At 62.4% G+C, this 20,984-nt stretch carries 24 protein-coding genes; 16 read left to right on the top strand and 8 right to left on the bottom strand.

Annotated features, from left to right (window positions below; all coding sequences use genetic code 11):
* Positions 1–38: 38 nt before the first annotated feature.
* Positions 39–176 (bottom strand): hypothetical protein, encoded by a 138-nt coding sequence (locus WDJ60_RS14865; RefSeq protein ID WP_340101387.1) that lies wholly within the window; start codon positions 174–176, stop codon positions 39–41.
* A 68-nt stretch (positions 177–244) separates the two neighbouring features.
* Between WDJ60_RS14865 and WDJ60_RS14860 the strand changes: the two genes are divergently transcribed.
* On the top strand, positions 245–415 hold the full coding sequence (locus WDJ60_RS14860) for a DUF4177 domain-containing protein (protein WP_340101386.1): 171 nt from the start codon (positions 245–247) through the stop codon (positions 413–415).
* A gap of 201 nt (positions 416–616) precedes the next feature.
* Here the strand turns inward: WDJ60_RS14860 and WDJ60_RS14855 are convergent, their stop codons facing one another.
* Positions 617–910: a DUF7111 family protein gene (locus WDJ60_RS14855; RefSeq protein WP_340101385.1), complete on the bottom strand. Its 294-nt coding sequence runs from the start codon at positions 908–910 to the stop codon at positions 617–619.
* Between the two features lie 129 nt (positions 911–1,039).
* On the opposite strand from WDJ60_RS14855, the gene WDJ60_RS14850 reads away from it, so the two are divergent.
* Positions 1,040–1,315, top strand: coding sequence for a PadR family transcriptional regulator (locus tag WDJ60_RS14850; RefSeq protein ID WP_340101384.1), 276 nt, complete (start codon positions 1,040–1,042; stop codon positions 1,313–1,315).
* On the opposite strand, the gene WDJ60_RS14845 is transcribed toward WDJ60_RS14850, so the two are convergent.
* Entirely contained in the window at positions 1,312–1,503 is a 192-nt protein-coding gene (locus WDJ60_RS14845; RefSeq protein WP_340101383.1) for a hypothetical protein, read from the bottom strand. The genes WDJ60_RS14850 and WDJ60_RS14845 overlap by 4 nt on opposite strands.
* A 166-nt stretch (positions 1,504–1,669) precedes the next feature.
* Between WDJ60_RS14845 and WDJ60_RS14840 the strand changes: the two genes are divergently transcribed.
* A complete protein-coding gene (locus WDJ60_RS14840; protein WP_340101382.1) occupies positions 1,670–2,119 on the top strand; it encodes a universal stress protein in 450 nt (149 codons plus the stop codon).
* A gap of 4 nt (positions 2,120–2,123) precedes the next feature.
* Here the strand turns inward: WDJ60_RS14840 and WDJ60_RS14835 are convergent, their stop codons facing one another.
* Entirely contained in the window at positions 2,124–2,987 is an 864-nt protein-coding gene (locus tag WDJ60_RS14835; RefSeq protein WP_340101381.1) for a 3-hydroxyacyl-CoA dehydrogenase family protein, read from the bottom strand.
* 111 nt (positions 2,988–3,098) lie between these two features.
* On the opposite strand from WDJ60_RS14835, the gene WDJ60_RS14830 reads away from it, so the two are divergent.
* Complete coding sequence (locus WDJ60_RS14830) at positions 3,099–3,899, top strand: class I fructose-bisphosphate aldolase (protein ID WP_340101380.1); 801 nt, start codon at positions 3,099–3,101, stop codon at positions 3,897–3,899.
* Between the two features lie 3 nt (positions 3,900–3,902).
* The gene (locus WDJ60_RS14825) at positions 3,903–4,754 is read left to right on the top strand and encodes a class 1 fructose-bisphosphatase (RefSeq protein WP_340101379.1); all 852 of its coding nucleotides are present in this window, start codon (positions 3,903–3,905) and stop codon (positions 4,752–4,754) included.
* A 13-nt stretch (positions 4,755–4,767) separates the two neighbouring features.
* Here the strand turns inward: WDJ60_RS14825 and WDJ60_RS14820 are convergent, their stop codons facing one another.
* A complete protein-coding gene (locus WDJ60_RS14820; RefSeq protein ID WP_340101378.1) occupies positions 4,768–7,137 on the bottom strand; it encodes a PGF-pre-PGF domain-containing protein in 2,370 nt (789 codons plus the stop codon).
* A 76-nt stretch (positions 7,138–7,213) separates the two neighbouring features.
* Here WDJ60_RS14820 and WDJ60_RS14815 point away from each other — a divergent pair, with 76 nt between their 5' ends.
* The 3 genes from WDJ60_RS14815 (at position 7,214) to WDJ60_RS14805 (ending at position 9,601) form a co-directional block, all read left to right on the top strand.
* Positions 7,214–8,956: an acyl-CoA carboxylase subunit beta gene (locus WDJ60_RS14815; protein WP_340101377.1), complete on the top strand. Its 1,743-nt coding sequence runs from the start codon at positions 7,214–7,216 to the stop codon at positions 8,954–8,956.
* A gap of 110 nt (positions 8,957–9,066) precedes the next feature.
* Entirely contained in the window at positions 9,067–9,285 is a 219-nt protein-coding gene (locus WDJ60_RS14810; RefSeq protein WP_340101376.1) for a DUF8066 domain-containing protein, read from the top strand.
* A 70-nt stretch (positions 9,286–9,355) separates the two neighbouring features.
* Complete coding sequence (locus tag WDJ60_RS14805; RefSeq protein WP_340101375.1) at positions 9,356–9,601, top strand: ribbon-helix-helix domain-containing protein; 246 nt, start codon at positions 9,356–9,358, stop codon at positions 9,599–9,601.
* Position 9,602: 1 nt separating this feature from the next.
* Here WDJ60_RS14805 and WDJ60_RS14800 read toward each other — a convergent pair whose 3' ends face one another.
* Positions 9,603–10,001 (bottom strand): DoxX family membrane protein, encoded by a 399-nt coding sequence (locus WDJ60_RS14800; RefSeq protein ID WP_340101373.1) that lies wholly within the window; start codon positions 9,999–10,001, stop codon positions 9,603–9,605.
* Between the two features lie 319 nt (positions 10,002–10,320).
* Here WDJ60_RS14800 and WDJ60_RS14795 point away from each other — a divergent pair, with 319 nt between their 5' ends.
* Complete coding sequence (locus WDJ60_RS14795) at positions 10,321–10,632, top strand: DUF5658 family protein (protein ID WP_340101372.1); 312 nt, start codon at positions 10,321–10,323, stop codon at positions 10,630–10,632.
* Positions 10,633–10,642: 10 nt separating this feature from the next.
* Here WDJ60_RS14795 and WDJ60_RS14790 read toward each other — a convergent pair whose 3' ends face one another.
* On the bottom strand, positions 10,643–11,119 hold the full coding sequence (locus tag WDJ60_RS14790; RefSeq protein WP_340101371.1) for a MaoC family dehydratase: 477 nt from the start codon (positions 11,117–11,119) through the stop codon (positions 10,643–10,645).
* Positions 11,120–11,225: 106 nt separating this feature from the next.
* Here WDJ60_RS14790 and WDJ60_RS14785 point away from each other — a divergent pair, with 106 nt between their 5' ends.
* From WDJ60_RS14785 to WDJ60_RS14770, 4 genes are all read left to right on the top strand, one after another.
* Complete coding sequence (locus tag WDJ60_RS14785) at positions 11,226–12,071, top strand: HpcH/HpaI aldolase/citrate lyase family protein (protein WP_340101370.1); 846 nt, start codon at positions 11,226–11,228, stop codon at positions 12,069–12,071.
* A 70-nt stretch (positions 12,072–12,141) separates the two neighbouring features.
* The gene (locus WDJ60_RS14780; RefSeq protein WP_340101369.1) at positions 12,142–13,398 is read left to right on the top strand and encodes a Glu/Leu/Phe/Val family dehydrogenase; all 1,257 of its coding nucleotides are present in this window, start codon (positions 12,142–12,144) and stop codon (positions 13,396–13,398) included.
* A 64-nt stretch (positions 13,399–13,462) separates the two neighbouring features.
* On the top strand, positions 13,463–13,942 hold the full coding sequence (locus tag WDJ60_RS14775; protein ID WP_340101368.1) for an SRPBCC family protein: 480 nt from the start codon (positions 13,463–13,465) through the stop codon (positions 13,940–13,942).
* A 61-nt stretch (positions 13,943–14,003) separates the two neighbouring features.
* Positions 14,004–14,555 (top strand): NAD(P)/FAD-dependent oxidoreductase, encoded by a 552-nt coding sequence (locus WDJ60_RS14770; protein ID WP_340101367.1) that lies wholly within the window; start codon positions 14,004–14,006, stop codon positions 14,553–14,555.
* Between the two features lie 6 nt (positions 14,556–14,561).
* Here WDJ60_RS14770 and WDJ60_RS14765 read toward each other — a convergent pair whose 3' ends face one another.
* Entirely contained in the window at positions 14,562–15,359 is a 798-nt protein-coding gene (locus WDJ60_RS14765) for an RIO1 family regulatory kinase/ATPase domain-containing protein (protein WP_340101366.1), read from the bottom strand.
* Positions 15,360–15,465: 106 nt separating this feature from the next.
* On the opposite strand from WDJ60_RS14765, the gene WDJ60_RS14760 reads away from it, so the two are divergent.
* The 3 genes from WDJ60_RS14760 (at position 15,466) to WDJ60_RS14750 (ending at position 20,928) form a co-directional block, all read left to right on the top strand.
* The gene (locus WDJ60_RS14760; RefSeq protein ID WP_340101364.1) at positions 15,466–16,605 is read left to right on the top strand and encodes an acyl-CoA dehydrogenase family protein; all 1,140 of its coding nucleotides are present in this window, start codon (positions 15,466–15,468) and stop codon (positions 16,603–16,605) included.
* Between the two features lie 106 nt (positions 16,606–16,711).
* Positions 16,712–20,155 (top strand): MMPL family transporter, encoded by a 3,444-nt coding sequence (locus WDJ60_RS14755; protein ID WP_340101363.1) that lies wholly within the window; start codon positions 16,712–16,714, stop codon positions 20,153–20,155.
* Positions 20,155–20,928, top strand: coding sequence for a TrmB family transcriptional regulator (locus WDJ60_RS14750; RefSeq protein ID WP_340101362.1), 774 nt, complete (start codon positions 20,155–20,157; stop codon positions 20,926–20,928). The genes WDJ60_RS14755 and WDJ60_RS14750 overlap by 1 nt, the downstream gene beginning before the upstream one ends.
* The last annotated feature ends 56 nt before the right edge of the window (positions 20,929–20,984 follow it).

The following is a 20,984-nucleotide window of genomic DNA, read 5'->3' as shown; positions in this document are numbered from 1 at the left end:
GACGGAGCGCGCTCCCGGCCACAGCGATTATTACCGTCTCACAACAGCAAGAACAGCAGGAACGGCACGACGAAGAGCAGCACGAACATGAATCCCAGAATGAGACCGTAACTTATCGCAGTCGCAATGCCAGTGACGTACGCCGGATGCTCGAAGCGGGCGAGTGGACTTTCCATACTAGCGACTCTGTACTGGTGGGCAAATAAGTACGGGGGCTTTTCCCGCCAGAACCCCTGAAACGGGTATGGCCGAGCAGAAGTACGTCTACACGACACACGCGACAGAGGCAGACCCACGGAAGCTGGATTCTATCGAATCGGTCATCAACGAACACGCTCGCGAGGGCTGGCGATTCATCGACACCCTCGAAAAAAACGGGACGACTGTCGGACTGGTGTTCGAACAGGAACGATAGGCCGAGGTGTGCGTTTCATCGCACACCTCCGGGGAAGGGCAGGGCCGCGTTGCGGTGGCAGTGCGGTTGCGGTAGAAGCTACGTTAGCACCTGCGAGCGGCCGACCGGCCGCGAGCAGCCTTTTTCCCCTAGTTTTTGCAAGGAGTGGTGCACCACGAGCCGGAGGCTCGTGTGTGTCACCCGACGCAGCAAAAAGAGGTGTTACATCCCCATATCGGCTGCTGCGTCTGGAATCGGAATATCGTGCGGTGAACAGCCCAGCAGTTCTGCGGCGTGGTCGAGAGCCATGTCGAACCCGTAGTAGCGTTCGAGTTCGTCGCCATCGGCGGAGGGACGAACTTTCAGCATGGCGTATCCCTCGACGTTCTGGGCGATAGCGGCAGTGCGACCCTCACGCTCGAACGAGAGCAGGCGCTCGGTGTCCGTTTCTTGGTAGGTGGCTGTGATTCCGTTCGCACGCTGTGTCGCCCCGGGTTCGGAGTCGGCGTCTGCCATCGTCGGTCATTAGGACCCGAGCGGTTGAAACGTTCCGGTTGTGGGCGCCCGTGTGAGAATCTGGACTCCGGGGCTGGTGAGCGTGAGTGGACCACAACTGCAAAGCCGCTCGCTCGCGGTCCTCACGCTATGACGAAGTTCCTCCAGAGCGGCCGGCGACGCGACATCTGCGCGCTGCTGGCCGGCGAAAAGCTACAGGCGCAGGCGCTGAAGTCACAACTCGAATCACACGATGGTGAGCGTATCGAACCCAAATCGTTCTACGGCGCACTCGATGCCCTCGAAAAATCGGGGTTCGTCGAGACACGGACCGAGGGAATTCACGACGCGTACGTCCTCACGGACGCGGGCGAGCGTCGCCTGCGCGAGCATTACGACTGGTTGACCGAGCAACTGCAGGACTAATTGTCCGGGTCTGATTCCTCGTGCGTCTCGGCGTCGGCGAGCTCTTTGAGATTCCGCTCTGCCTCGTACCGGCCGTTGTACGCCGGATCAAGATGTACTTCTCCTGTGCCCTCGATACGGTCGTCGGGGTCTTCGACGGACCACCAATCTGCGAGTCGCTCGCGGAGGCGGGACAGGGCAGAGAGCATCGTGTCAGTGGTTGTCGCTACTGAATAAAAAGAATGTGTGGCTAGTACGTTCAAACGGAGAGCCGTGATCAGAAGCGACAGCTAAATCGGGCGGATACCGACCGCGAGCGCAGCGATATGCGAGCGACCCGTCGTTTGAAGTAGGTCGCTGTCGCAGTCTGTGGCAATGTACGACCGGATTCTGGTGCCGACCGACGGCAGCGAGGGGACGGAGAAGACGTTAGACCACGCCGTCGAGATGGCAACCCGTTACGACGCGGATATCCACGCACTGGCCGTCATCGACGAACGCCAGTTCGAGCAACTCGAGGGTGACCAGAAGTTCGAGACCGAAACCACGCTGGAGGACCACTGTGAGCGAGCAGTCGCCCGCGTCGCCGAGCGTGCGGGCTCGGAGGGAATTGCTGTCACGACCGCTATCCGGTCGGGCGTCCCCTCACAGCGCATCATCGAGTACGCTGCCGAGAATGGTATCGACGTTGTCATCATGGGAACACACGGCCGGAGCGACCACGAGCGCATCGCGACGGTCGGCAGCGTCACCCAGCGCGTCGTCGAGAACGCCGAGGTGCCTGTCTTCGTCGTTCACATCGGTCGGGGCTCGGGATGGAGATAGCGCCTTACCGGTCGTACTCGTAGAACCCCGTTCCAGTCTTTTTCCCGAGGTCGCCGGCTTCGACTTTTCGTTTGAGCAGGTAGGCCGGTTTGTAGCGGTCGCCGAGTTCGTCTGTGAGCGTCTGACTGGCGTCCAGCACCACGTCGAGACCGATGTGGTCGGCGAGTTCGAGCGGTCCCATCGGGACGTTTGTCCCGAGTTTCATTCCCCGATCGATGTCGGTTTTCGTGGCGGTACCTTCATCGTAGAGGCGAATCCCTTCGTTAATCCAGGGCATCAGGACGCGATTGACGACGAATCCCGGCTTGTCGTCGGACTCCCAGGTCGTCTTGCCGAGGTCCTCGGCGAAGTCGTGGGCAAAGGCAACTGTCTCTTCGCTGGTCTTCTCGCCGGCGACGATTTCCACTCCGTTCATCAGCGAAACGGGGTTCATGAAGTGAATGCCGACGACGAGGTCGGGTCGGGCCGTCGCCGCGGCGATGCTCGTAATCGAGAGCGTGCTCGTGTTGGTCGCCAACACGATGTCGTCGTCAGTCACGTCGTCAAGATCGCGGAACACCTCCTTCTTTACCGCCATTTCCTCGACGACAGCCTCGACGACCACGTCAGCCCGTGCGATATCGTCGAACTCCGTCGTCCCGGTGATGCGCTCGCTGGCGGCGTTTGCGTCTGCGCGACCAAGTCGGTCGTTTGTGACGAGTCGGTTCAGATTCCGCTCGATGGTGTCGAGTCCGGCGTCGACGTACGTCTGCTCGATATCACGCATGACCACGTCGTAGCCGTGTGTCGCCGCGACTTGCGCGATACCGCTCCCCATTCGTCCAGCGCCGAGGACACCGACCGTCTGGATTGTGTCGAGTGTGACCATGAAACAACTACGCTGGCAACTGTTGAAAGCCTATTGACGGTTTATCGGAGTATCGCACAGTCGTTGTGGGGGTTCAAAAGAACTTTACTGGCACCTGCCGCACCCACGCATATGCAACCATTCAACGATAGTCCACTGGCGCGAGACGGCAAAGTCCTCATCCTCGCGTACGACCACGGCCTCGAACACGGTCCGGTCGACTTCGAGGATGTCCCAGAGAGCGCGGATCCAGAGCGGGTTTTCGACGTTGCGACCCACCCCGCGGTCACCTCGCTGGCTGTCCAGAAAGGCATCGCAGAGGCCTATTACCCATCCTACGAGGACGACGTGAACCTGCTAGCGAAGCTCAACGGTACGTCGAACCTCTGGATGGGCGAACCCGATTCGGCGGTCAACTGCTCGGTCGAGTACGCAGCGAACGAACTGAACGCCGACGCCGTCGGCTTCACCCTCTATGGTGGGTCGAACCACGAAATCGAGATGGCCGAGGAGTTCCGCGACGCCCAAGAGGCCGCCCGCGAACACGACCTCCCGGTCGTCATGTGGTCGTACCCGCGCGGTCAGGGGCTCAAAAACGACACCAAACCCGGCACCATCGCCTACGCCGCTCGCCAGGCACTCGAACTCGGTGCCGACGTTGCCAAGGTCAAATACCCCGGCAGCCAGGAAGCCATGGAACAGGCCGTCCGGATGGCCGGCCCGACGAAGGTGGTCATGTCCGGCGGCTCGAAGACTAGCGACCGCGACTTCCTCGAAACTGTCAAGGCAGCCATCGACGCCGGCGGTGTCGGGCTGGCGGTCGGCCGGAACGTCTTCCAGCGGGAGAATCCCCGCCACATCCTCGACGCACTGGAGAAAGTCATCTTCGAGGAGACGACCGTCGATACCGCCCTCGAAGCGGCCGGCGAGTAGGCGATGACAGACGCTATCGAGACCGTCTTCGAGACGGTCGCGACGACTGCTGCGGACGTTCGGGGCGCACTCGCAGAGCGACGCGCATACGCAGACGCGGAAAATCCCAGCGGCGAACAGCAACTCGCTGCCGACGTGTACGCCGACGAACTGCTCGAAGAGCGCTTGCTCGCACTCGACGGCGTAGGGAGTTACGCCTCTGAGGAACGCGACGGCGTTGTCGAAGCCGACGACGCCGGCCAGTACCACGTCGCCTGCGACCCGCTCGACGGCTCCTCGAACCTGCAATCGAACAACGGGATGGGGACCATCGTCGGCGTCTTCGACGAGTCGCTGCCCGCGCCGGGGAGCGCGCTCGTCGCGTCCGGGTTCGTCCTCTACGGTCCCATCACCACGATGCTCGTCGCACGCGGCGGCACGGTTACCGAGTACCTGCTCGACGGCGAGGAGCGCTCGGTGTTGACCGAGGACGTGGCGATTCCCGACGACCCAGTCGTCTACGGCTTCGGTGGCCGCATCCCCGACTGGACCGACCAGTTCAGGTCCTACGTCGACGACATCGAGGCCGACCGGCTGAAACTCCGCTACGGCGGCGCGATGGTGGCGGACGTCAATCAGGTCATCACCTACGGCGGTATCTTCGGCTACCCGATGCTCGAGGAGCGGCCGGAAGGAAAACTCCGTCTCCAGTTCGAGGGCCATCCCATCGCTCACGTCATCGAAACGGCCGGTGGTGCCTCCTCTAACGGGACGCAGTCACTGCTCGACTGCGACCCCGACGGACTCCACGAGCGAACGCCGGTGTTCGTCGGGAGCGAGTCGCTCGTCGACCGACTGGAATCGGCTCTCTCCTGACGAGTTCCTACTCTCAGTACCCCAGATAGATTGCCAGTGCCTTCAGGAGGCCGTAGATGAGGGCTATCGGCAGGACGACGAACAGGAAAATCGGTTGGAGCAGTCCCATCGGTAACACGCCGAGGACGCCAGCGAGTTGGGCGAGTGGGCCGCCGTCTTCGGTGTCGTCGCCGTCTCCCACGTCACCGACAGTGAGTGTCCCGGCCGATGTTCCGTTGACCGAGATATGGAACGCTCCGGAGCGGTTGAGGAGGTAGTCCAGCTCAACTGTTTGCGAGTCGCCGGGCGGAATCGGGCTGGTTTCGGTCACAACGACGACGCTTCCGTTTACGGCCAGTCCGGCGGTGAAGTTGTCTGGTTGCGCACCGCGGTTCTCGACTGTTGCCTCGACCGAGAACACTTCGTCTACGTCGACCTGCTGTGTCCCCAGCGAGGCGTTCGTGACGACGAACTGCCGGTCGCTGGTGTCGGCGTCTGAATTGGTGTCTGTCGTGGTTGGCGTTACATCGACTGTTCCGGCGGCAGTTCCGTTAACCGAGAGGGTGTAGGTTCCCTCGTCTGATGGCTGTGACTGGAGGCTGAGTGTCGCCGTCTCGCCAGCCGCGACCGATGTCGTCGCTGTCGAGACGAGGGTGCCGTTTGCTTCCAGCCCACCGGTGAACGCTCCGTCGAAGTCACCGCTGTTCTCGACGGTTGCTGTAACCGAGAAAGTGTCACCGGATGCAACCTGCGGGGTCTCGACCGTCGCATCGGTCACGACGATGTTCGAATTCGTCGCGGTGTCTGCCGTGATAGCAAACCGCGAGAATCCGGGTGACTCCGCACGAAACGGCTGCGTCTCGTTCGTGGCGTTCAGCGCTCTCGTCGGGACCGCATTCCAGCGACCGTCGTGATACCGATACAGCGAGACGTCGGCCGGTGACACGTCGAGTGCGCGCAGTCGCGACTGGTCGACGCTGAACTGGATGTTCGCGTTCGCGATCTCCTCGTCGGCGACGGTGTTGACGACAGTGAATCCGGCGAGTGGCATCGCCTCGGTGGCGACTGCCGCATCTCTGACCGATTCGTTGCCGGTCATCGAGAGTCCGAGGTCGAACGACCGGTTCGTCGCGAGGGTGACTTCGATTCCGTCGAGGGAAACTGGACCGTACCTCGCCAGTTCGTCGTCGCTATCGAGCGTTCCTACGGCGACTGACTCGTTTCGTCGGGCGTTGTCGACGCCGACGAACGCGTCGCTGGAGTCGAGACCGCCTCGGCGGTCGACCGAGACGTTCAGGCCGCCGCCGACTCGCTCGCGCAACTCCGACTCGGAGACGGCGTCGGCGTCTCCCGACCCGCGCGTCAGATTTAGTGTAATCGTATCGCCGGCCGTGTTCCCGTAGATATCGGTGACGTTCAGTCGCACGGTGTAGTTCCCGGGCAGGAAGTCGTTCGCCACGCGGGGCCCCGTCGCTGTGTTGCCATCTCCAAATTCCCAACTGTACTGCTCGATGCCGTTCTCGTCGCTGGACTGGCTAGCGTCGAAGGCAATCGAGAGATTCTGTGAGTTAGCGAGGTCGAGTGCGGCGACAGCGTCTGGGGGAGTGAGGTCGGCGACGAAGCGCCTGTTCCGTGACGACTCACGTGTGTTCCCCGCCTCGTCTGTCAGGCCGTTCATATACGCGACGTACGTTCCGTCGGCCGGCGGGCTGTACGTCGTCTCCCAGGTCTTGCCGTTGTCGACAGTCTCGAAATCGGACCGGTCGAGTGTATCGCTTGCCGGACCGTTGAGCGTGAGGTGGAAGTCGCTCAGCGCCTCCCGTGCTTCGATACGGATGGTCGCTGGCCCGCCGGTGGCGTTGGTCACCGAGAAGTCCTCGAGTGCTGGTGGAACACCGTCCATGTTGGGAACGATGACGAAGGAGTCTGACGCCGAGGAGTCGAGTGCGTTGCCGTTCGTATCGAGGATTGTCGCATCGGACTGGAGTACGACAGTCACGTTGTCCTGATTAATTCGTCGCGTGAGCAAGAGCGTGGCCGTCGCGTCCGATCCGTCTTCGCTGACACTGACGTTTCTGATCGACCCGTGACTCAGCAGGAAGTCCGAGGCTTCGATAGTCGATTCATCGACATCGTGGTTGTCGCTAATCGTCACCGCTATGGCTGTGTCGTTGATTCGACTGCCGTTTCCGAATCCTGGGGGTTCGTCGTCGGACTCCCCACCGTGTGCGTACTGTCCGTCAGCGACAGTTGCACCACCGGTGCCCGACAGGGCGAACAAACAGGTAACGGCGAGGAGACCGAGCAGCGTCACCGCGAGCAATCGGCGGCGGGAGAACGGCACCGACGAGGTGGCAGCAGTCAGTACAGAGAGAGGGGAAAACGACTGCCTGCCGGTGTTCATCGCCCCGGCGTACGACGTGCGGACATATAAGCGGCCAGGGTGAACCATTTTCACACTCCCCCTGGATGGGTGTGGTATGAAACTCCGCATCGCCGCGGAGGCGAGCACCGACGAAGCGAGTGCAATCGCCACTGCAGTGGCCGAACACGTCGACGATACCGTCGAAGTATATCTTGGCGACGCGACCGACCCGGTCGTTACGCACGACCCGCCATCGTCGACTGTGACTGACGGACGGGAACCGCCAGCCAAAGGAGCCGACGACCTCGGGCCGACAGAGCGAGAAGAGCGCCTTCGCGAGGAGATTGCAGACATCGAATCCGGCGGCAAAGAAAAGTACCGCGAAAAACTCGCAGACGCCGGGAAACTGTTTGTTCGCGACCGGATGGACCTCTGGTTCGGCGGAGACGAGACTGACGGCCTGTTGTTCGAGGACGGCAAGTTCGCAGAGGTCGACGCCGAGGACCGTCTGCCTGCGGACGGACTCATCACCGGTGCGGCGGATCTCGACGGACGGGACGTACACTTCATGGCCAACGACTACACGGTCAAGGCAGGGAGTATGGCCTCGAAGGGCGTCGAGAAGTTCCTCCGGATGCAACAGCGCGCGATGAAGACCGGACGGCCGGTCCTCTATCTGATGGACTCCTCCGGCGGGCGAATCGATCAGCAGACGGGGTTCTTTGCAAATCGGGAGGGCATCGGGAAATACTACTACAACCACTCGCTGTTGTCGGGACGCGTCCCGCAGATTTGCGTCCTCTACGGTCCCTGTATCGCCGGCGCGGCATACACCCCCGTCTTCGCCGATTTCACCGTCATGGTCAGGGGCATGTCGGCGATGGCAATCGCCAGCCCGCGGATGGTCAAGATGGTCACCGGCGAGGACATCGAACTCGCCGAACTCGGTGGTCCGGACGTACACGCGAAGTACTCCGGAAGCGCGGACCTCGTGGCCGAGGACGAAGAGCACGCTCGCGAACTGGTGGGCAAGTTGATTACCTATCTCCCGGACAACAGCGACGAGAAACCACCGCACACGGACGGGCAGGCGCCCGCCCGGTCGCCCGAGGGCATCGACGGCGTGATTCCACAGGACCCAAATCGAGGCTACGACATGACCGATATCGTCGAACGCGTCGTCGACGCCGACTCGTGGTTCGAACTCCAACCGGAGTACGGCAAGGAAATTCTGACCGGATTCGCTCGCATCGACGGCCGTCCCGTGGGAGTCGTCGCCAACCAGCCGGCCCAGCGCGCCGGGGCTATTTTCCCCGATTCCGCTGAGAAAGCCGCCCAGTTCGTCTGGAAGTGCGACGCCTACAACATCCCGCTGCTGTATCTGGCAGACACACCTGGATTCATGGCCGGTTCCAGCGTCGAGAAGGAAGGTATTCTCGAACAGGGCAAGAAGATGATTTACGCCACCTCCTCGGCGACGGTTCCGAAACAGTGTGTCGTCGTCAGGAAAGCCTACGGCGCGGGTATCTATGCGATGTCCGGCCCCGCCTACGACCCCGAATCCACGATTGCACTACCGTCGGGTGAGATTGCGATCATGGGTCCCGAAGCGGCGATCAACGCCGTTTACGCGAACAAACTCGACGCGATAGAGGACGAACAGGAGCGCAAAGAGCGCGAACAGGAACTCCGCGAGGAGTACCGCGAGGACATCGACGTGCGCCGGATGGCGAGCGAAGTCGTCATCGACGACATCGTTCCGCCCAGTTCCCTCCGGACAGAACTGGAGAATCGCTTTGCCTTCTACGAAGATGTCGAAAAAGACCGACCGGACAAAAAACACGGGACCGTACTGTAGCGGCGCTTTGTCCGAGGGATGCTGGGCCGAAAACGTTCCGTTCGCCCATAACTCAAATCCCTGTTTGGCTCTCCAGTTGGTTTTTGTTCGGTTCTTTCCTGGCTACGCGTATGGCTACTGGTGAATCAGATTTTGACGTACCGAGGTGGGTTGCTGGTGTGGTACTCGTCCTCGTTGCCGTGTTTGTATACGCAGTCGTCATCGGTGGGAGCCTCACTGCCCCTGTCGCGATCGCACTCGGCGCGCTCGAACTCGCAATCGCGCTGTTTGTCGTCTACCTTCTCTACCGGTTCGTCCTGGCTGTCGAGACGATTGCCGAGAAATTGTGAGTAACAATAATGGCAGACATTGCGCCAGCAGAACGGAGCATTTACACGAGCGAGTTTCTGAGAGGGGAACATGCCTACCTACGAGGTGTCGTTGCCGGACAAGATGGAGAGCAAAATCACTCGCGTCGTTCAGGAGGGCGACTTTCTGAACCGTGAACAGGCCATCGAAGAACTCCTCTCACGTGGAATCTCCGTCTACAACACTACTGCGACCTCTTCGGAGGATAACTACGAAGAGTCATTCGGCGGGGGATTCGACGAACAACACGACCCGGCACTCCGTGACGATCCGGCTGACGACGGTCCGACGTTCTAACTCACTCGCTGAGTGCGTCGACCACGACCGCCCACGCCAGCGCGGCCAGTCCCACGTCGCGGACGAGCACGTCCAGAAAGAGACCGTTCTCGAGGATGGCGACGACGGCGAGATAGCCGACCGTCGCAGAGAGAGACACAGCAGCGACGCCAGCACCGACGACTGTCCAGCGGTCGGCGACGATAGCGACACCGAACCCGATTTCGAGGACGCCGTTTATCAGCATGAAGTCGACCGGTGAGACGACGAGCCACGGCGCCAGCCAGTCGGTGACGTACAGCGCCCACATCTCTGGTGCGGCCAGTTTGTGGATGCCGGCGAGAAACACCATCGTGCCGAGACCGACGCGGGCGATTACCGACGGTGCGGGCGCGCGAGCGGCGATAGCAGCGGTATTCATCGCTTTCCGCTTGGCTCTCTGTCGCAAAGCGAGTTGTGTGTGTGACCCTCCGCTTCGATGCGCCGTAGATGGCAGTGCCTACGACGTTCTAACGTCGTCTTTACGCGCTGTACACCAGTGTGAGGACGACCTAGCGACTCTGTAACAATGTGGGTCGCGCCGAGAGGTAACGATGCCGGGGTGCCCGATGCCTGTCGCCCCATACGGACCCCGGTTCCCCTGCTCCCGGTCAATGCCCATTCGAGACACCATCCGGCGGGCGGTCCCATCCAGCCCGTCCGCTCAGCGAGACACACCCGATTCCCGCCTCAGTCGAGTATTGACTGCAGCTCGTGCCCGTGAACGGGAGCTCTGGTTCGTCGTCTTCGCGGCGATGCTCGTCGATGTCACCCTGACTGTCCACGGGTTGACGCTCGGGCTCACCGAGCTCAACCCCATCGCACGCGCGGCCATCGACGCTGCCGGCGTTCTCGGACTGTACGCAATCAAAGTCGGCGCGCTTTTCGTCGGTGGCTGTTGCCGACTGGTGGTCGACGACCGCTATGGGGTCGTCGTCCCCGTCGGCCTCGCCGTGCCGTCACTCGCGGCTGTCCTCATCAACACTGTCGTTATCGCGTATATCACCGTTTGATGTCGATGGGTTACGTGTCGACCCGCAGTGACAGGACCGTCCGGTCGAACGCACAGACCAGCGTCTCCCCGTTCTCTCCACCGTCACCGTCCCGGTTGACCGCGAACACCTCGACGTGCATCGTGACGACGCCGCGCTCGCCGTCACTCGCTTCACGCTTGTCTGTCACCGTCGACTGTGCGCGAATCGTATCACCGTGATAGACCGGGTTTGGATGTTCCACATCGTCGTAGGAGAGATTGGCGACGATGGTGCCGTCGGTGGTGTCAGGGATAGTCAGTCCAACGGCGAGCGAGAGCGTGTACAGACCGTTGACGACGCGCTCGCCGAACTGCGTCTCCGCTGCAAAATCGGCATCGAGATGAAGCGGCTGCTGGTTCATCGTCATGTCACAGAACCGCTGGTTGTCGCTCTCGCTGACGGTGCGGCGCTTGTCGTGTTCGATTGTCTCGCCGACGTCGAACTCCTCGTAGTACAGGCCGGTCATGGCAGTCTCATCGGCCGGGGTTGGAAAAAGTGCCACGGCGTCTCCGGAACGGGTCTGGCTGCCGCCGACCCGCATCACTATACGGCCGGCCCGTCCATCTCCAGATATGCCACGGCGAAGCGTTCTCTTTACCCCCGGCGACCAGCCGGAGAAGCTCCGGTCAGCCCCCGGGAGCGGAGCCGACGTGGTCGTCTTTGACCTCGAAGATGGCGTCGCACCTGCCGAGAAAGACCGCGCTCGGTCGGTGGTCAACGAGGTATTGCACGATATCGACCCCGACTGTGAGGTCTGCGTCCGGGTCAATCCCACCGGCATCGCAGCCGACGACGACCTCGGGGCAGTCCTGGCTGGCGACCCGCGGCTGGACAGCGTGATGCTTCCGAAGGTGAGCGACGCCGACGATGTAGAGACGCTCCGTCGCCTCCTCGACGAACACGACGCCGACGTCCCGGTCCTGGCGCTGGTCGAATCCGCGGCTGGCGTGCTTCACGCCGAAGCGATTGCTGCCGCCGATGCCGTCGACGCGCTTCTCTTTGGCGCGGAGGATTACGCTGCCGACGTGGGTGCAACCCGCACAGCGAAGGGGACCGAAGTCATCTACGCGCGTCAACGCGTCGTCGCGGCCGCGAGCGCGGCGGGTGTCGACGCAATCGACACGCTCAACACTGATTTCGAAGACACCGACGGACTCCGTCGGGACACCGAGCGCGGCATGGAAATGGGGTACGACGGGAAGATGGTAATTCATCCCCGACAGGTAACGGTCGTCAACGACGCGTTCACACCGAGCGAGGACCGCATCGCGTGGGCCGAACGCGTCCTCGCAGCACGGGACGAGGCCGACACCGAGGGACGGGGTGTCTTCACCGTCGACGGAGAAATGATCGATGCACCCCTCGTGGCCCAGGCCGAGCGCATCGTCGAGTGTGCCGAGGAGTCCGCCGAAAAATAATGCCTTTGTGAGAATAATCCGAACGCACACCAGCGATATCCTTTTGCCGACAGTATGTGTTTGGTAGCACATGTCAGACGAGGTGAACCCGTTCGAGAGTTTGCAGGAACAAATCGACGACGCCGCGGCGTTTCTCGACGTGGATGCTGGCAAGCTCGAACGCATCAAATACCCCGAACGCGTTCTCGAAACGAATCTCACGGTGGAGCTAGACGACGGCACGATCGAGGTGTTCGAAGCGTACCGCTCGCAGTTCAACGGCGACCGCGGTCCCTACAAAGGCGGGATTCGCTATCACCCGAACGTCGACCGCTCGGAGGTGAAAGCACTCTCCGGGTGGATGGTGTACAAGTGTGCGGCCGTCGGCATCCCCTACGGTGGCGGAAAGGGGGGTATCGCCGTCAATCCGATCGAGTACTCAGACGCCGAACTGGAGCGGCTGACGCGCGCGTTCGCGACCGAACTGCGGCCGCTCATCGGTGCCGACCGGGACATTCCAGCCCCCGACGTGAACACCGGCCAGCGGGAGATGAACTGGATCAAAGACACCTACGAGACACTGGAGAACACGACCGAACCGGGCGTCGTCACCGGGAAGGCAATCGAAAGCGGCGGGAGTGCGGGTCGCGTCGAGGCCACCGGGCGGTCGGTGATGCTCGTCTCTAGGGAAGCGTTCGACTATCTCGGCTGGGACATCAACGAGGCGACAGTCGCCGTTCAGGGGTACGGCAACGCCGGCTCCGTCGCTGCCGAGTTGCTCGACGACTCCGGTGCGAACATCGTTGCCGTCTCAGACTCTTCGGGGGCAATTCACCATCCGGATGGACTCGATGCCAGTGCAGTGAAAGAATACAAACTGCAGACCGGAGCAGTCGGCGGTTACGACGGGGCTACCGAGACGATGACCAACGAGGAGTTGCTGACGATGGACGTAGACTTGCTCATCCCTGCGGCGCTCGAGAACGCCATCGACGAAGAACTGGCCCGCGACGTCCACGCAGATATCATCGTCGAGGCGGCGAACGGCCCGCTCACGCCGGATGCCGACGACGTACTGAGCGAGAGCGACGTACACGTCTTTCCGGATATTCTGGCAAACGCCGGTGGTGTTACGGTCTCTTACTTCGAGTGGGTCCAGAACCGCCAGCGGTTCCACTGGACCGAGGAGCGCGTCAACGACGAACTCGAACGCGTCATCACGGAGGCGTTCGACGACCTCGTCGACGTCTACGAGTCTCACGACGTGCCGAACTTCCGGACGGCGATGTACGTCGTCGCGATTCGGCGCGTGTTGCAATCCGCCCGTGAAAGCGGTGTCTGGCCGTAGCGCCGAACCGCGATGTCGGAGACCAATCCCGTGAAGTTTTGCCGTTCTCGCCCCTATCGCGAGTATGCCCACCTACGAGCGGTCGGTGCGCGTGTTCGCGCCGTTCGAAGACGTCTGGCAGTTTCACTCCACAGAACAGGGACTCGTCGAGCTGACACCGGGGTGGATGAACATTCGAATCGAGGACGTTCGCGGGCCGGAGGGAGAACCGGACCCGGAGGTCCTCGATGCAGGGTCGGTCGTCGAGTCCTCGATTCGCCCCTTCGGGGTCGGCCCGCGCCAGCAGTGGGTGTCCGACATCGTCGCGCGCGAGCGCACCGGCGGGTCGGCGTACTTCCGTGACGTGATGGCCGATGGCCCGTTCCCCGAGTGGACACACACCCACATGTTCTACGCCGACGACGGCGCGACGGTTGTCCGGGACAAGGTGGAGTACGAACTCCCCTTCGGCCCGCTCGGTCGCGCCGTCGGCCCGCTCGGCGTGGTCGGGCTCGAGCCGATGTTTCGGTATCGCCACCGGAAGACAAAGGAACTGCTGGAGTGACCTGCCGACCGGTTCGTCGGGGTACTCCGTTTTTCTGTCTGGGAACCGAACACGAGTTTGTATGTCAACAGTAGCTATCGTCGGCGGTGGCCCCGCGGGTCTGAGTGCTGGCCTGTTCACAGCGAAGAACGGACTCGAGACGCTCGTCTTCGATACCGATGAGACCTGGCTGCACAAGGCCCATCTGTTCAATTATCTCGGTATCGACAGCCTCGATGGAACCGAGTTCATGGAGCAGTCGCGCGAGCAGGTCGACGAGTTCGGCGTCGAGCGCCATCAGACGGAAGTAACCGGTGTCAGCGAAGACGGCGGCGAGTTCGTCGTGACGACGGACGACGGCGAGCACACTGCCGACTACCTCGTCCTCGCGACGGGTGCAGATCGCTCGCTCGCCGAGGCACTGGGCTGTGACTTCGACGGCGATACGGTCGACGTGGACCTCGGGATGGAGACGAGCGTCGACGATGCCTACGCGACGGGTGCGATGGTCCGCGACCAGGAGTGGCAGGCTATCATCTCCGCGGGCGACGGTGGCGCGGCCGCACTGGACATCCTGAGCAAAGAGGAAGGCGAGCACTTCCACGACTTCGACGTACCAGAAGACGCTGAATAACAGGGCTCAGTTGACTATTTTCGAGATTTCGCCCTTCAGCCGGACCGTATCGAAGTCGTGGTCGGGACGGATACTGACGAAGTCCAGATAGCTGTCGGCGTCGACGAGCGTCGACCCGTCGTAGCTCGCCGCCGCCGCGTCGACCGCCGCTTTGGCACCGATGAGTGGCTCCAGTGCGGCGAGCGCACAGGCGATGTCGTACGCGCGGGCGTCCTCGATACCGTCACCGCGGACTTTCGTCGCGTCGATGAAGTAGAGTTCGCCGTCGACCACGAGGACGTTTTCTGCACGGAGGTCGCCGTGGACCAGTCCAGCCTCGTGCATCTGTGCGAGCGCGTCGAAGACAGCTGGTGCGATGTCTCTGACCGTGTTCTCGGACACCGTATCGAGCAACTCGAAGTTGGGGACGTATTCGAGAACGAGTACGCCGTAGCCGTCGTGTTCGAACGCGCGGAGCGGCTCGGGTGCATTGATTCCCAGCTCGCGCATCTGCTGGGTGGCGTCGAGTTCGTGTTCGGCCATGTCGACAGGCGTTCCGAAGTGTTCGAAAAACCCTTCCGACCCACTGGAGAGAACGCCGAGGTTCCGTCCGGTCGTCAACAGCGCGTGGACGATGGAGTTCTGCGCACTGATGATTTTCACGAACCACTGGTCGTTGACGACGCAGGGAATCGAGAGCCAGTTATCCGCCTCCAGTACGTCTATCGTTTCGACTGATTCGCCGTACTGGGCCGCGACTTCGCTGGCGATATCTTCCAGTGTCGACTCGGCGACGCGACCACGGAGAAGGCGGCGGAGGGGCATGGTACGGCGAACGGCACCGCCGGAGTAAACGGTTTCGGCGACTGGACTCGCTGCTGTGCTGTTGCCCGGCCTCATGGTATTTGTGGGCGCACACCATAGCCTCGGTATGGACTTTCGACTCCCCGACGAGCACCGGATGATGCGCGACTCAATCCGGGAGTTTTGCGAGGACGAAGTCGAACCGATAGCCCAGGACATCGAGACTGAGCACCGATTCCCTGCCGAGATATTCGACGCGCTCGCTGACCTGGACGTGATGGGCGTCCCCGTCGACGAGCAGTGGGGCGGACTCGGCGGTGACCAGTTGCTCTACGCGCTCGTGACCGAGGAACTGGGTCGGGTGTCTGGGTCGATTGGGCTCTCGTATGCTGCCCACGTCTCGCTGGGAACCAAACCGATCGAGGCCTTCGGTACCGACGAGCAGAAAGAGCGCTGGCTCCGACCGCTCGCCGAGGGGGAGGCACTCGGTGCGTGGGCGCTGACCGAACCGGAAAGCGGGAGCGACGCCAGCGACATGGACACCCTGGCCGAACGCGACGGGGACGAGTGGGTGCTAAACGGGACGAAGCAGTTCATCACGAACGCAAACGTCGCGGGGTCGATACTGGTCAAGGCCGTCACCGACCCCACGGCGGGCTACGACGGTATCTCGACGTTCATCGTCGACCCAGACGAAGATGGCGTCGAGGTGACGAACGTCTGGGACAAGATGGGACTGAACGCCTCGCCGACCTGCGAGTTGCAGTTCGACGACGTGCGGATTCCCGCCGACCGACTCCTCGGCGAGGAAGGGGACGGCTGGGAACAGACGAAGAAGACGCTCGACGGTGGACGCATCTCGATTGCCGCACTCTCGGTCGGGCTGGCACAGGGGGCGTTCGAGGCAGCCCGCGACTACGCGACTGACCGCGAACAGTTCGGCCAGCCCATCGGCAAGTTCGACGCCGTCCGGGACATGGTCGTCGAGATGGACCGCAAAATCGAGCGCGCACGGCTGCTGACCCACAAAGCCGCCTGCACGAAAGACCGGGGCGGAGACGTGCGCCGACTCTCCTCGCTGGCGAAGCTCGATGCGTCAGAGATCGCCCGTGAAGTCGCCGAGGATGCTGTCCAGGTGCTCGGCGGATACGGCTACACTACCGACTTTGCGCCACAGCGGTTCTACCGGGACGCCAAACTCATGGAAATCGGCGAAGGGACCAGCGAAATCCAGCGGCTCGTCCTCGGCCGTGAACTCGGTCTGTAACTACCTGAATGGTACCACCACTCGTCTCGTTCCGGAGATTTTAATTGGCTCGTCACTAACGGTCTGATATAGCTGTTAGTATGTTCCTACAAACAAGGTGGTCCCCGTGAGTCTCGCAGACAAACTGGCCGGTGCAGTCACCGGATATACCCGGATAGCAATCGTCGTCATGCTCTTGCTGACGGTGCTCGTCGGTGCTGGCGCACCGATGGTCGAGAGTTCCTCCTCGCTCGACCAGTTCCAGACCGAGTCCGACGAATCTGAGAAACTCGATTACGTCCAGAACAACTTCACTGCCGACGACAACACGACGACGGCACAGGTCATCGTTCGGGGCGACAACGTCCTGACGAAGCAGTCGCTGCTCTCGATACTCGACTACCAGCAGCGACTCGAAGCCAACGCGACAGTGAACGAGACGCTCGTCGAGAACGACTCCTCGTCGAGTATCGCCAACGCCGTCGCGCGGACGGCAATCGCCCAGGAAGAGGCTGCTGCCCTCGAACGCCGCCAGCAGACACTCAATGACACCTCCCAGCAGTTGCGCGGCGCACTGACGACCCTGCTGCAAAACCCCAACCGGAGCGCGCAGGCGGAGTTCGACCGCGTGCGAGCGAACACGTCCGTGGAGTTCACCGACGAGGACGCGCAGACGTTCGAGCGGGCCACGACAGAATTACGACAGGCCGACACGGAAGCAGAGCGGGAAGCAGCGTACCGAAACGGGACGCGTGGCGTGCTCGCAGACCAGTTCGCCGACCTCGAGGCGGACAGTGAGGCTCTTCAGAGTGGCCCCGCACCGTCCCTGGCAGACCAGCGGGAGAAACTGGAGTCGATGAACGAAAGCGACGTGGAGGAGACCGTTACCTCGCTGCTCAGCGGCGAGGACGACAACGGTGACGGTGTGCTGGGGTTGATGCCGAGCACCTACGACCCCGGCTCGGCTTCCGCGTCGTCGACGATGATTCTCGTCACGCAACTCAGTGACGAAGGGTCGACTGCACAGGGAACCGCCGGTGATCAGATAATCGACTCACAGCTCTCGATGCGGACCATCGGCGACGAGGCGGCAAACGGTGTGAATTTCACCATCTTCGGGGGCGGTGTCATCACCCACGAAATCGAGTCCTCCCAGTCCGACAGCCTGACCATCGTCGGTCCGCTGGCGCTCCTTTTCGTCCTCATCGCGCTTATTGTCGCCTACCGCGACCCAGTCGACATCGTGCTGGGCCTGTTCGGTATCGGTGCGGTGCTGGCGTGGACCTTCGGCTTCATGGGGTGGACGGGGATCAACTTCAACCAGATTTTCGTCGCCGTCCCGGTCCTTCTCATCGGGCTGTCTATCGACTACGCGATTCACGTCTTCATGCGCCACCGAGAGGAACGTCTCTCCCTCTCCGGGATGGCGACCGACGGTGGAGACCCCGAGAAAGCGGGCCCACGCGGGTCGATGAACGTCGCCCTCGCTGGCGTCGGTATCGCCCTGCTGTGGGTGACTGCGACGACAGTCATCGGCTTCCTCTCGAATCTCACGAGTCCCGTGCCCCCGATTCGGGACTTCGGTGTCGTCTCCGCGGCCGGCATCGTCGCGGCGCTGCTCATCTTCGGTATCCTGATTCCGGCGCTGAAAATCGAAGCCGACGAGCTGCTCGAATCCTTCGGTATCGACCGGAAAAAGCGCGCGTTCGGGACCGGCGGCGGCCGGTTCAGTCGCGTCCTCGCGGTCGGGTCGAGCGCCGCACGGAAGGCACCCTACGTCGTTATCCTGCTCGTCGTGCTCGTCAGCGTCGTCAGCGCCTACGGCGGAACGCAGGTCAGTACCGCCTTCGAACAGGAGGATTTCCTGGCCGACGAACCGCCGGAGTGGATGATGGAGCTACCGGAGCCGTTCACGCCCGGTGAGTACACTGCCAAATCAACCCTTTCGTTCGTCAACGACCGGTTCGTCCGACAGGACTCGAACGCGGAGTTACTGATAGAAGGTAACGTCACGCAAGCGGACACGTTGAACAGATTGGACACCGCACGACAGGACGCGACGGACAAGGGGGTGACACAGACCCTGTCGAACGGTGAGCCGGCAATCGACGACCCGCTCTCGGTGATGCGTGAGGTCGCCCGAAACAACGAGTCGTTCAACGCAACGTTCACCGCCGCAGATACCGACAACGATGGCGTCCCCGAGCAGAACATCACTGCCGTCTACGACCAGCTGTTCGCCGTTGCGCCCGACCAGGCAGGCCGGTACATCTACCGGACTGACGGCGAGTATGAGGCACTCAGGATGACCGTCGCTATCACCGGCGGGTCGGGTGGTGATGCCGTGACCACACAGATGCGCGACGTAGCCTCGGGTCTGAATGGCGATGGACTCGAAACGACGGCGACGGGAACGGCCATCCTCAACAAAATTGTTCAGGACCAGCTGCTGGAGACGGTCATCGAGAGCCTCGTCATCTCGCTCGTGGCCGTCTTCCTGTTCCTGATGATTACCTACCGCATCAGTGATGGCAGCGCGTCGCTGGGCGCGGTGACGCTGATGCCCGTCGCCTTCTCGGTGACGTGGATTCTCGGGACGATGTACCTGCTCGACATTCCGTTCAACGTCGTCACGGGGATGATTACGAGCCTCACCATCGGACTAGGGGTCGCCTACAGCATCCACCTGAGCGAACGCTACACGCAGGAATTGGAGCGAAGCGACACCGTCTGGGAAGCGATGGAGACTGCTGTCACCGGCACTGGCGGTGCACTCCTGGGTAGTGCGGCGACAACGGTCGGTGGGTTCGGCGTGCTCGTCTTCGCCATCCTCCCGCCGCTCCAGCAGTTCGGCATCATCACCGGGCTGACCATCATCTACGCGTTCCTCGGGAGCGTGTTCATCCTGCCGAGTTTACTGGTGGTCTGGACCCGCTATGTCGGACCGGACTGGGCCGCTGAACAAATCGCTGCCGACGGCGGGCAGCCCGAGGACGACGCCAGCGAGAGCGGCGACGAACACGTGTCGGCACTGACCAACGGTCACGGCTCCGCCGCGTTCGCCCATCGGACGGTCGAACACGAACACGTCCGGCCCGGCCAGCGCGTCTCGGTCACCGTCTCCGTCGACGAGATGGACGGTCGGGTCGGTCTGCGCGAGACGTTCAACGGCGCGACGGTCAGCGTCGATAGCGTTCAGCCAGAGCCAGCGAGTGTGACCGACCACGGAAAGTCGGTCTATGCGGTCTGGGAACTGGACGACGAGCCGGCGGAGTTGACCTACACTGCCACAATCCCGGGCGATGCCCCGGACGGCACGACCTACAGCTTCGGTGGCGTGCTCATGACCGGTGGTGAGGACATCGATGTCGGCGGTGAGGAGCACGCGACCGTCGTCGCGGACCTCTTCGAACGCGTCGTCGCCCGCGGAACCGTTACCGACGACGACCTCGCTGCCGCAGAGGAGCGACTGGCCGCCGGAAACCTCACACAGGCACAGTTCGAGCGCATTTATCGGACGTGGCTCGGCGAAGACACGGCGCTGGAGGCACCGACGCCGGAGGAAGACTGATGGACGACGAGGGTGCTATCGACGGGCTCAAACGGCTCGGCCTGACCGCCTACGAGGCCCGGGTGTTCCTCGGGCTCCAGAAACTCGGTAGCGGGACCGCGAGCGAAGTGAGCGAGGTCGCCGACGTCCCCCGGTCACAGGTGTACGGCGCGGCCGACAGCCTCGAAGCACGCGGACTGGTCGAGACCCAGCAGTCGACGCCGACGGTGTACCGACCGGTCTCGCTCGACCGTGCGCGGACGCGCTTACTCGACCAACTCGCCGAGACGGGGTCGAAGACTTTCGACTATCTGGACACCGTCCAGGGAACGAAAGTCCCCACCGACGAGCGGAGCGAGGCACTCTGGCTCGTCCACGGCACGCAGTCTATCTCTTCGAGAGCCGCAGAACTGGTCGCCGAGGCCGACGAACAGGTGTTCTACGCAGCCTCGGACGTCTCGATGCTCGACGACACCGTTCTCGACGCGCTGGAGGGCGCTGACGAGGCCGGTGCGACCGTCATCGTCGCGAGCGCGAACCCGGCCGTCCGCGAGGCCGTCGGCAGCAGGTTTACGACCGTCGCGATCCCGCAGGAACGCGACCCCGACGTGGGCAGTGCTCGCGTCTTGCTGGTCGACGAAGATACGATGTTGCTCGGTGTCTACTCCGAAACAGGGGTCACCGAAGATGTCAAGGAAGTCGCCTTCTGGAGTTCCGAGACGACGTTCGCGGCGGTGCTCGGTGGCTTCCTCCGCGAGTGGTTCACGGAACCGCTCGAGTCAACGAACACATAACACTCGATACTGTTCCCGATTCGAGCACTACCCAGCCTGTCCCCCGGTTGAGTACC

The sequence above is a fragment of the Salinibaculum salinum genome (assembly GCF_037645885.1).
Taxonomy (GTDB): Archaea; Halobacteriota; Halobacteria; order Halobacteriales; family Haloarculaceae; genus Salinibaculum; species Salinibaculum salinum.
Note: the sequence above shows the minus strand (reverse complement) of the source record. Positions and strands in the feature narration are given on the sequence as shown.

Coding starts and splice junctions, on each gene's coding strand:
- WDJ60_RS14865 (WP_340101387.1), bottom strand. CDS start 176: ATGGAAAGTCCACTCGCCCGCTTCGAGCATCCGGCGTACGTCACTGGC.
- WDJ60_RS14860 (WP_340101386.1), top strand. CDS start 245: ATGGCCGAGCAGAAGTACGTCTACACGACACACGCGACAGAGGCAGAC.
- WDJ60_RS14855 (WP_340101385.1), bottom strand. CDS start 910: ATGGCAGACGCCGACTCCGAACCCGGGGCGACACAGCGTGCGAACGGA.
- WDJ60_RS14850 (WP_340101384.1), top strand. CDS start 1,040: ATGACGAAGTTCCTCCAGAGCGGCCGGCGACGCGACATCTGCGCGCTG.
- WDJ60_RS14845 (WP_340101383.1), bottom strand. CDS start 1,503: ATGCTCTCTGCCCTGTCCCGCCTCCGCGAGCGACTCGCAGATTGGTGG.
- WDJ60_RS14840 (WP_340101382.1), top strand. CDS start 1,670: ATGTACGACCGGATTCTGGTGCCGACCGACGGCAGCGAGGGGACGGAG.
- WDJ60_RS14835 (WP_340101381.1), bottom strand. CDS start 2,987: ATGGTCACACTCGACACAATCCAGACGGTCGGTGTCCTCGGCGCTGGA.
- WDJ60_RS14830 (WP_340101380.1), top strand. CDS start 3,099: ATGCAACCATTCAACGATAGTCCACTGGCGCGAGACGGCAAAGTCCTC.
- WDJ60_RS14825 (WP_340101379.1), top strand. CDS start 3,903: ATGACAGACGCTATCGAGACCGTCTTCGAGACGGTCGCGACGACTGCT.
- WDJ60_RS14820 (WP_340101378.1), bottom strand. CDS start 7,137: ATGAACACCGGCAGGCAGTCGTTTTCCCCTCTCTCTGTACTGACTGCT.
- WDJ60_RS14815 (WP_340101377.1), top strand. CDS start 7,214: ATGAAACTCCGCATCGCCGCGGAGGCGAGCACCGACGAAGCGAGTGCA.
- WDJ60_RS14810 (WP_340101376.1), top strand. CDS start 9,067: ATGGCTACTGGTGAATCAGATTTTGACGTACCGAGGTGGGTTGCTGGT.
- WDJ60_RS14805 (WP_340101375.1), top strand. CDS start 9,356: ATGCCTACCTACGAGGTGTCGTTGCCGGACAAGATGGAGAGCAAAATC.
- WDJ60_RS14800 (WP_340101373.1), bottom strand. CDS start 10,001: ATGAATACCGCTGCTATCGCCGCTCGCGCGCCCGCACCGTCGGTAATC.
- WDJ60_RS14790 (WP_340101371.1), bottom strand. CDS start 11,119: ATGACCGGCCTGTACTACGAGGAGTTCGACGTCGGCGAGACAATCGAA.
- WDJ60_RS14785 (WP_340101370.1), top strand. CDS start 11,226: ATGCCACGGCGAAGCGTTCTCTTTACCCCCGGCGACCAGCCGGAGAAG.
- WDJ60_RS14780 (WP_340101369.1), top strand. CDS start 12,142: ATGTCAGACGAGGTGAACCCGTTCGAGAGTTTGCAGGAACAAATCGAC.
- WDJ60_RS14775 (WP_340101368.1), top strand. CDS start 13,463: ATGCCCACCTACGAGCGGTCGGTGCGCGTGTTCGCGCCGTTCGAAGAC.
- WDJ60_RS14770 (WP_340101367.1), top strand. CDS start 14,004: ATGTCAACAGTAGCTATCGTCGGCGGTGGCCCCGCGGGTCTGAGTGCT.
- WDJ60_RS14765 (WP_340101366.1), bottom strand. CDS start 15,359: ATGCCCCTCCGCCGCCTTCTCCGTGGTCGCGTCGCCGAGTCGACACTG.
- WDJ60_RS14760 (WP_340101364.1), top strand. CDS start 15,466: ATGGACTTTCGACTCCCCGACGAGCACCGGATGATGCGCGACTCAATC.
- WDJ60_RS14750 (WP_340101362.1), top strand. CDS start 20,155: ATGGACGACGAGGGTGCTATCGACGGGCTCAAACGGCTCGGCCTGACC.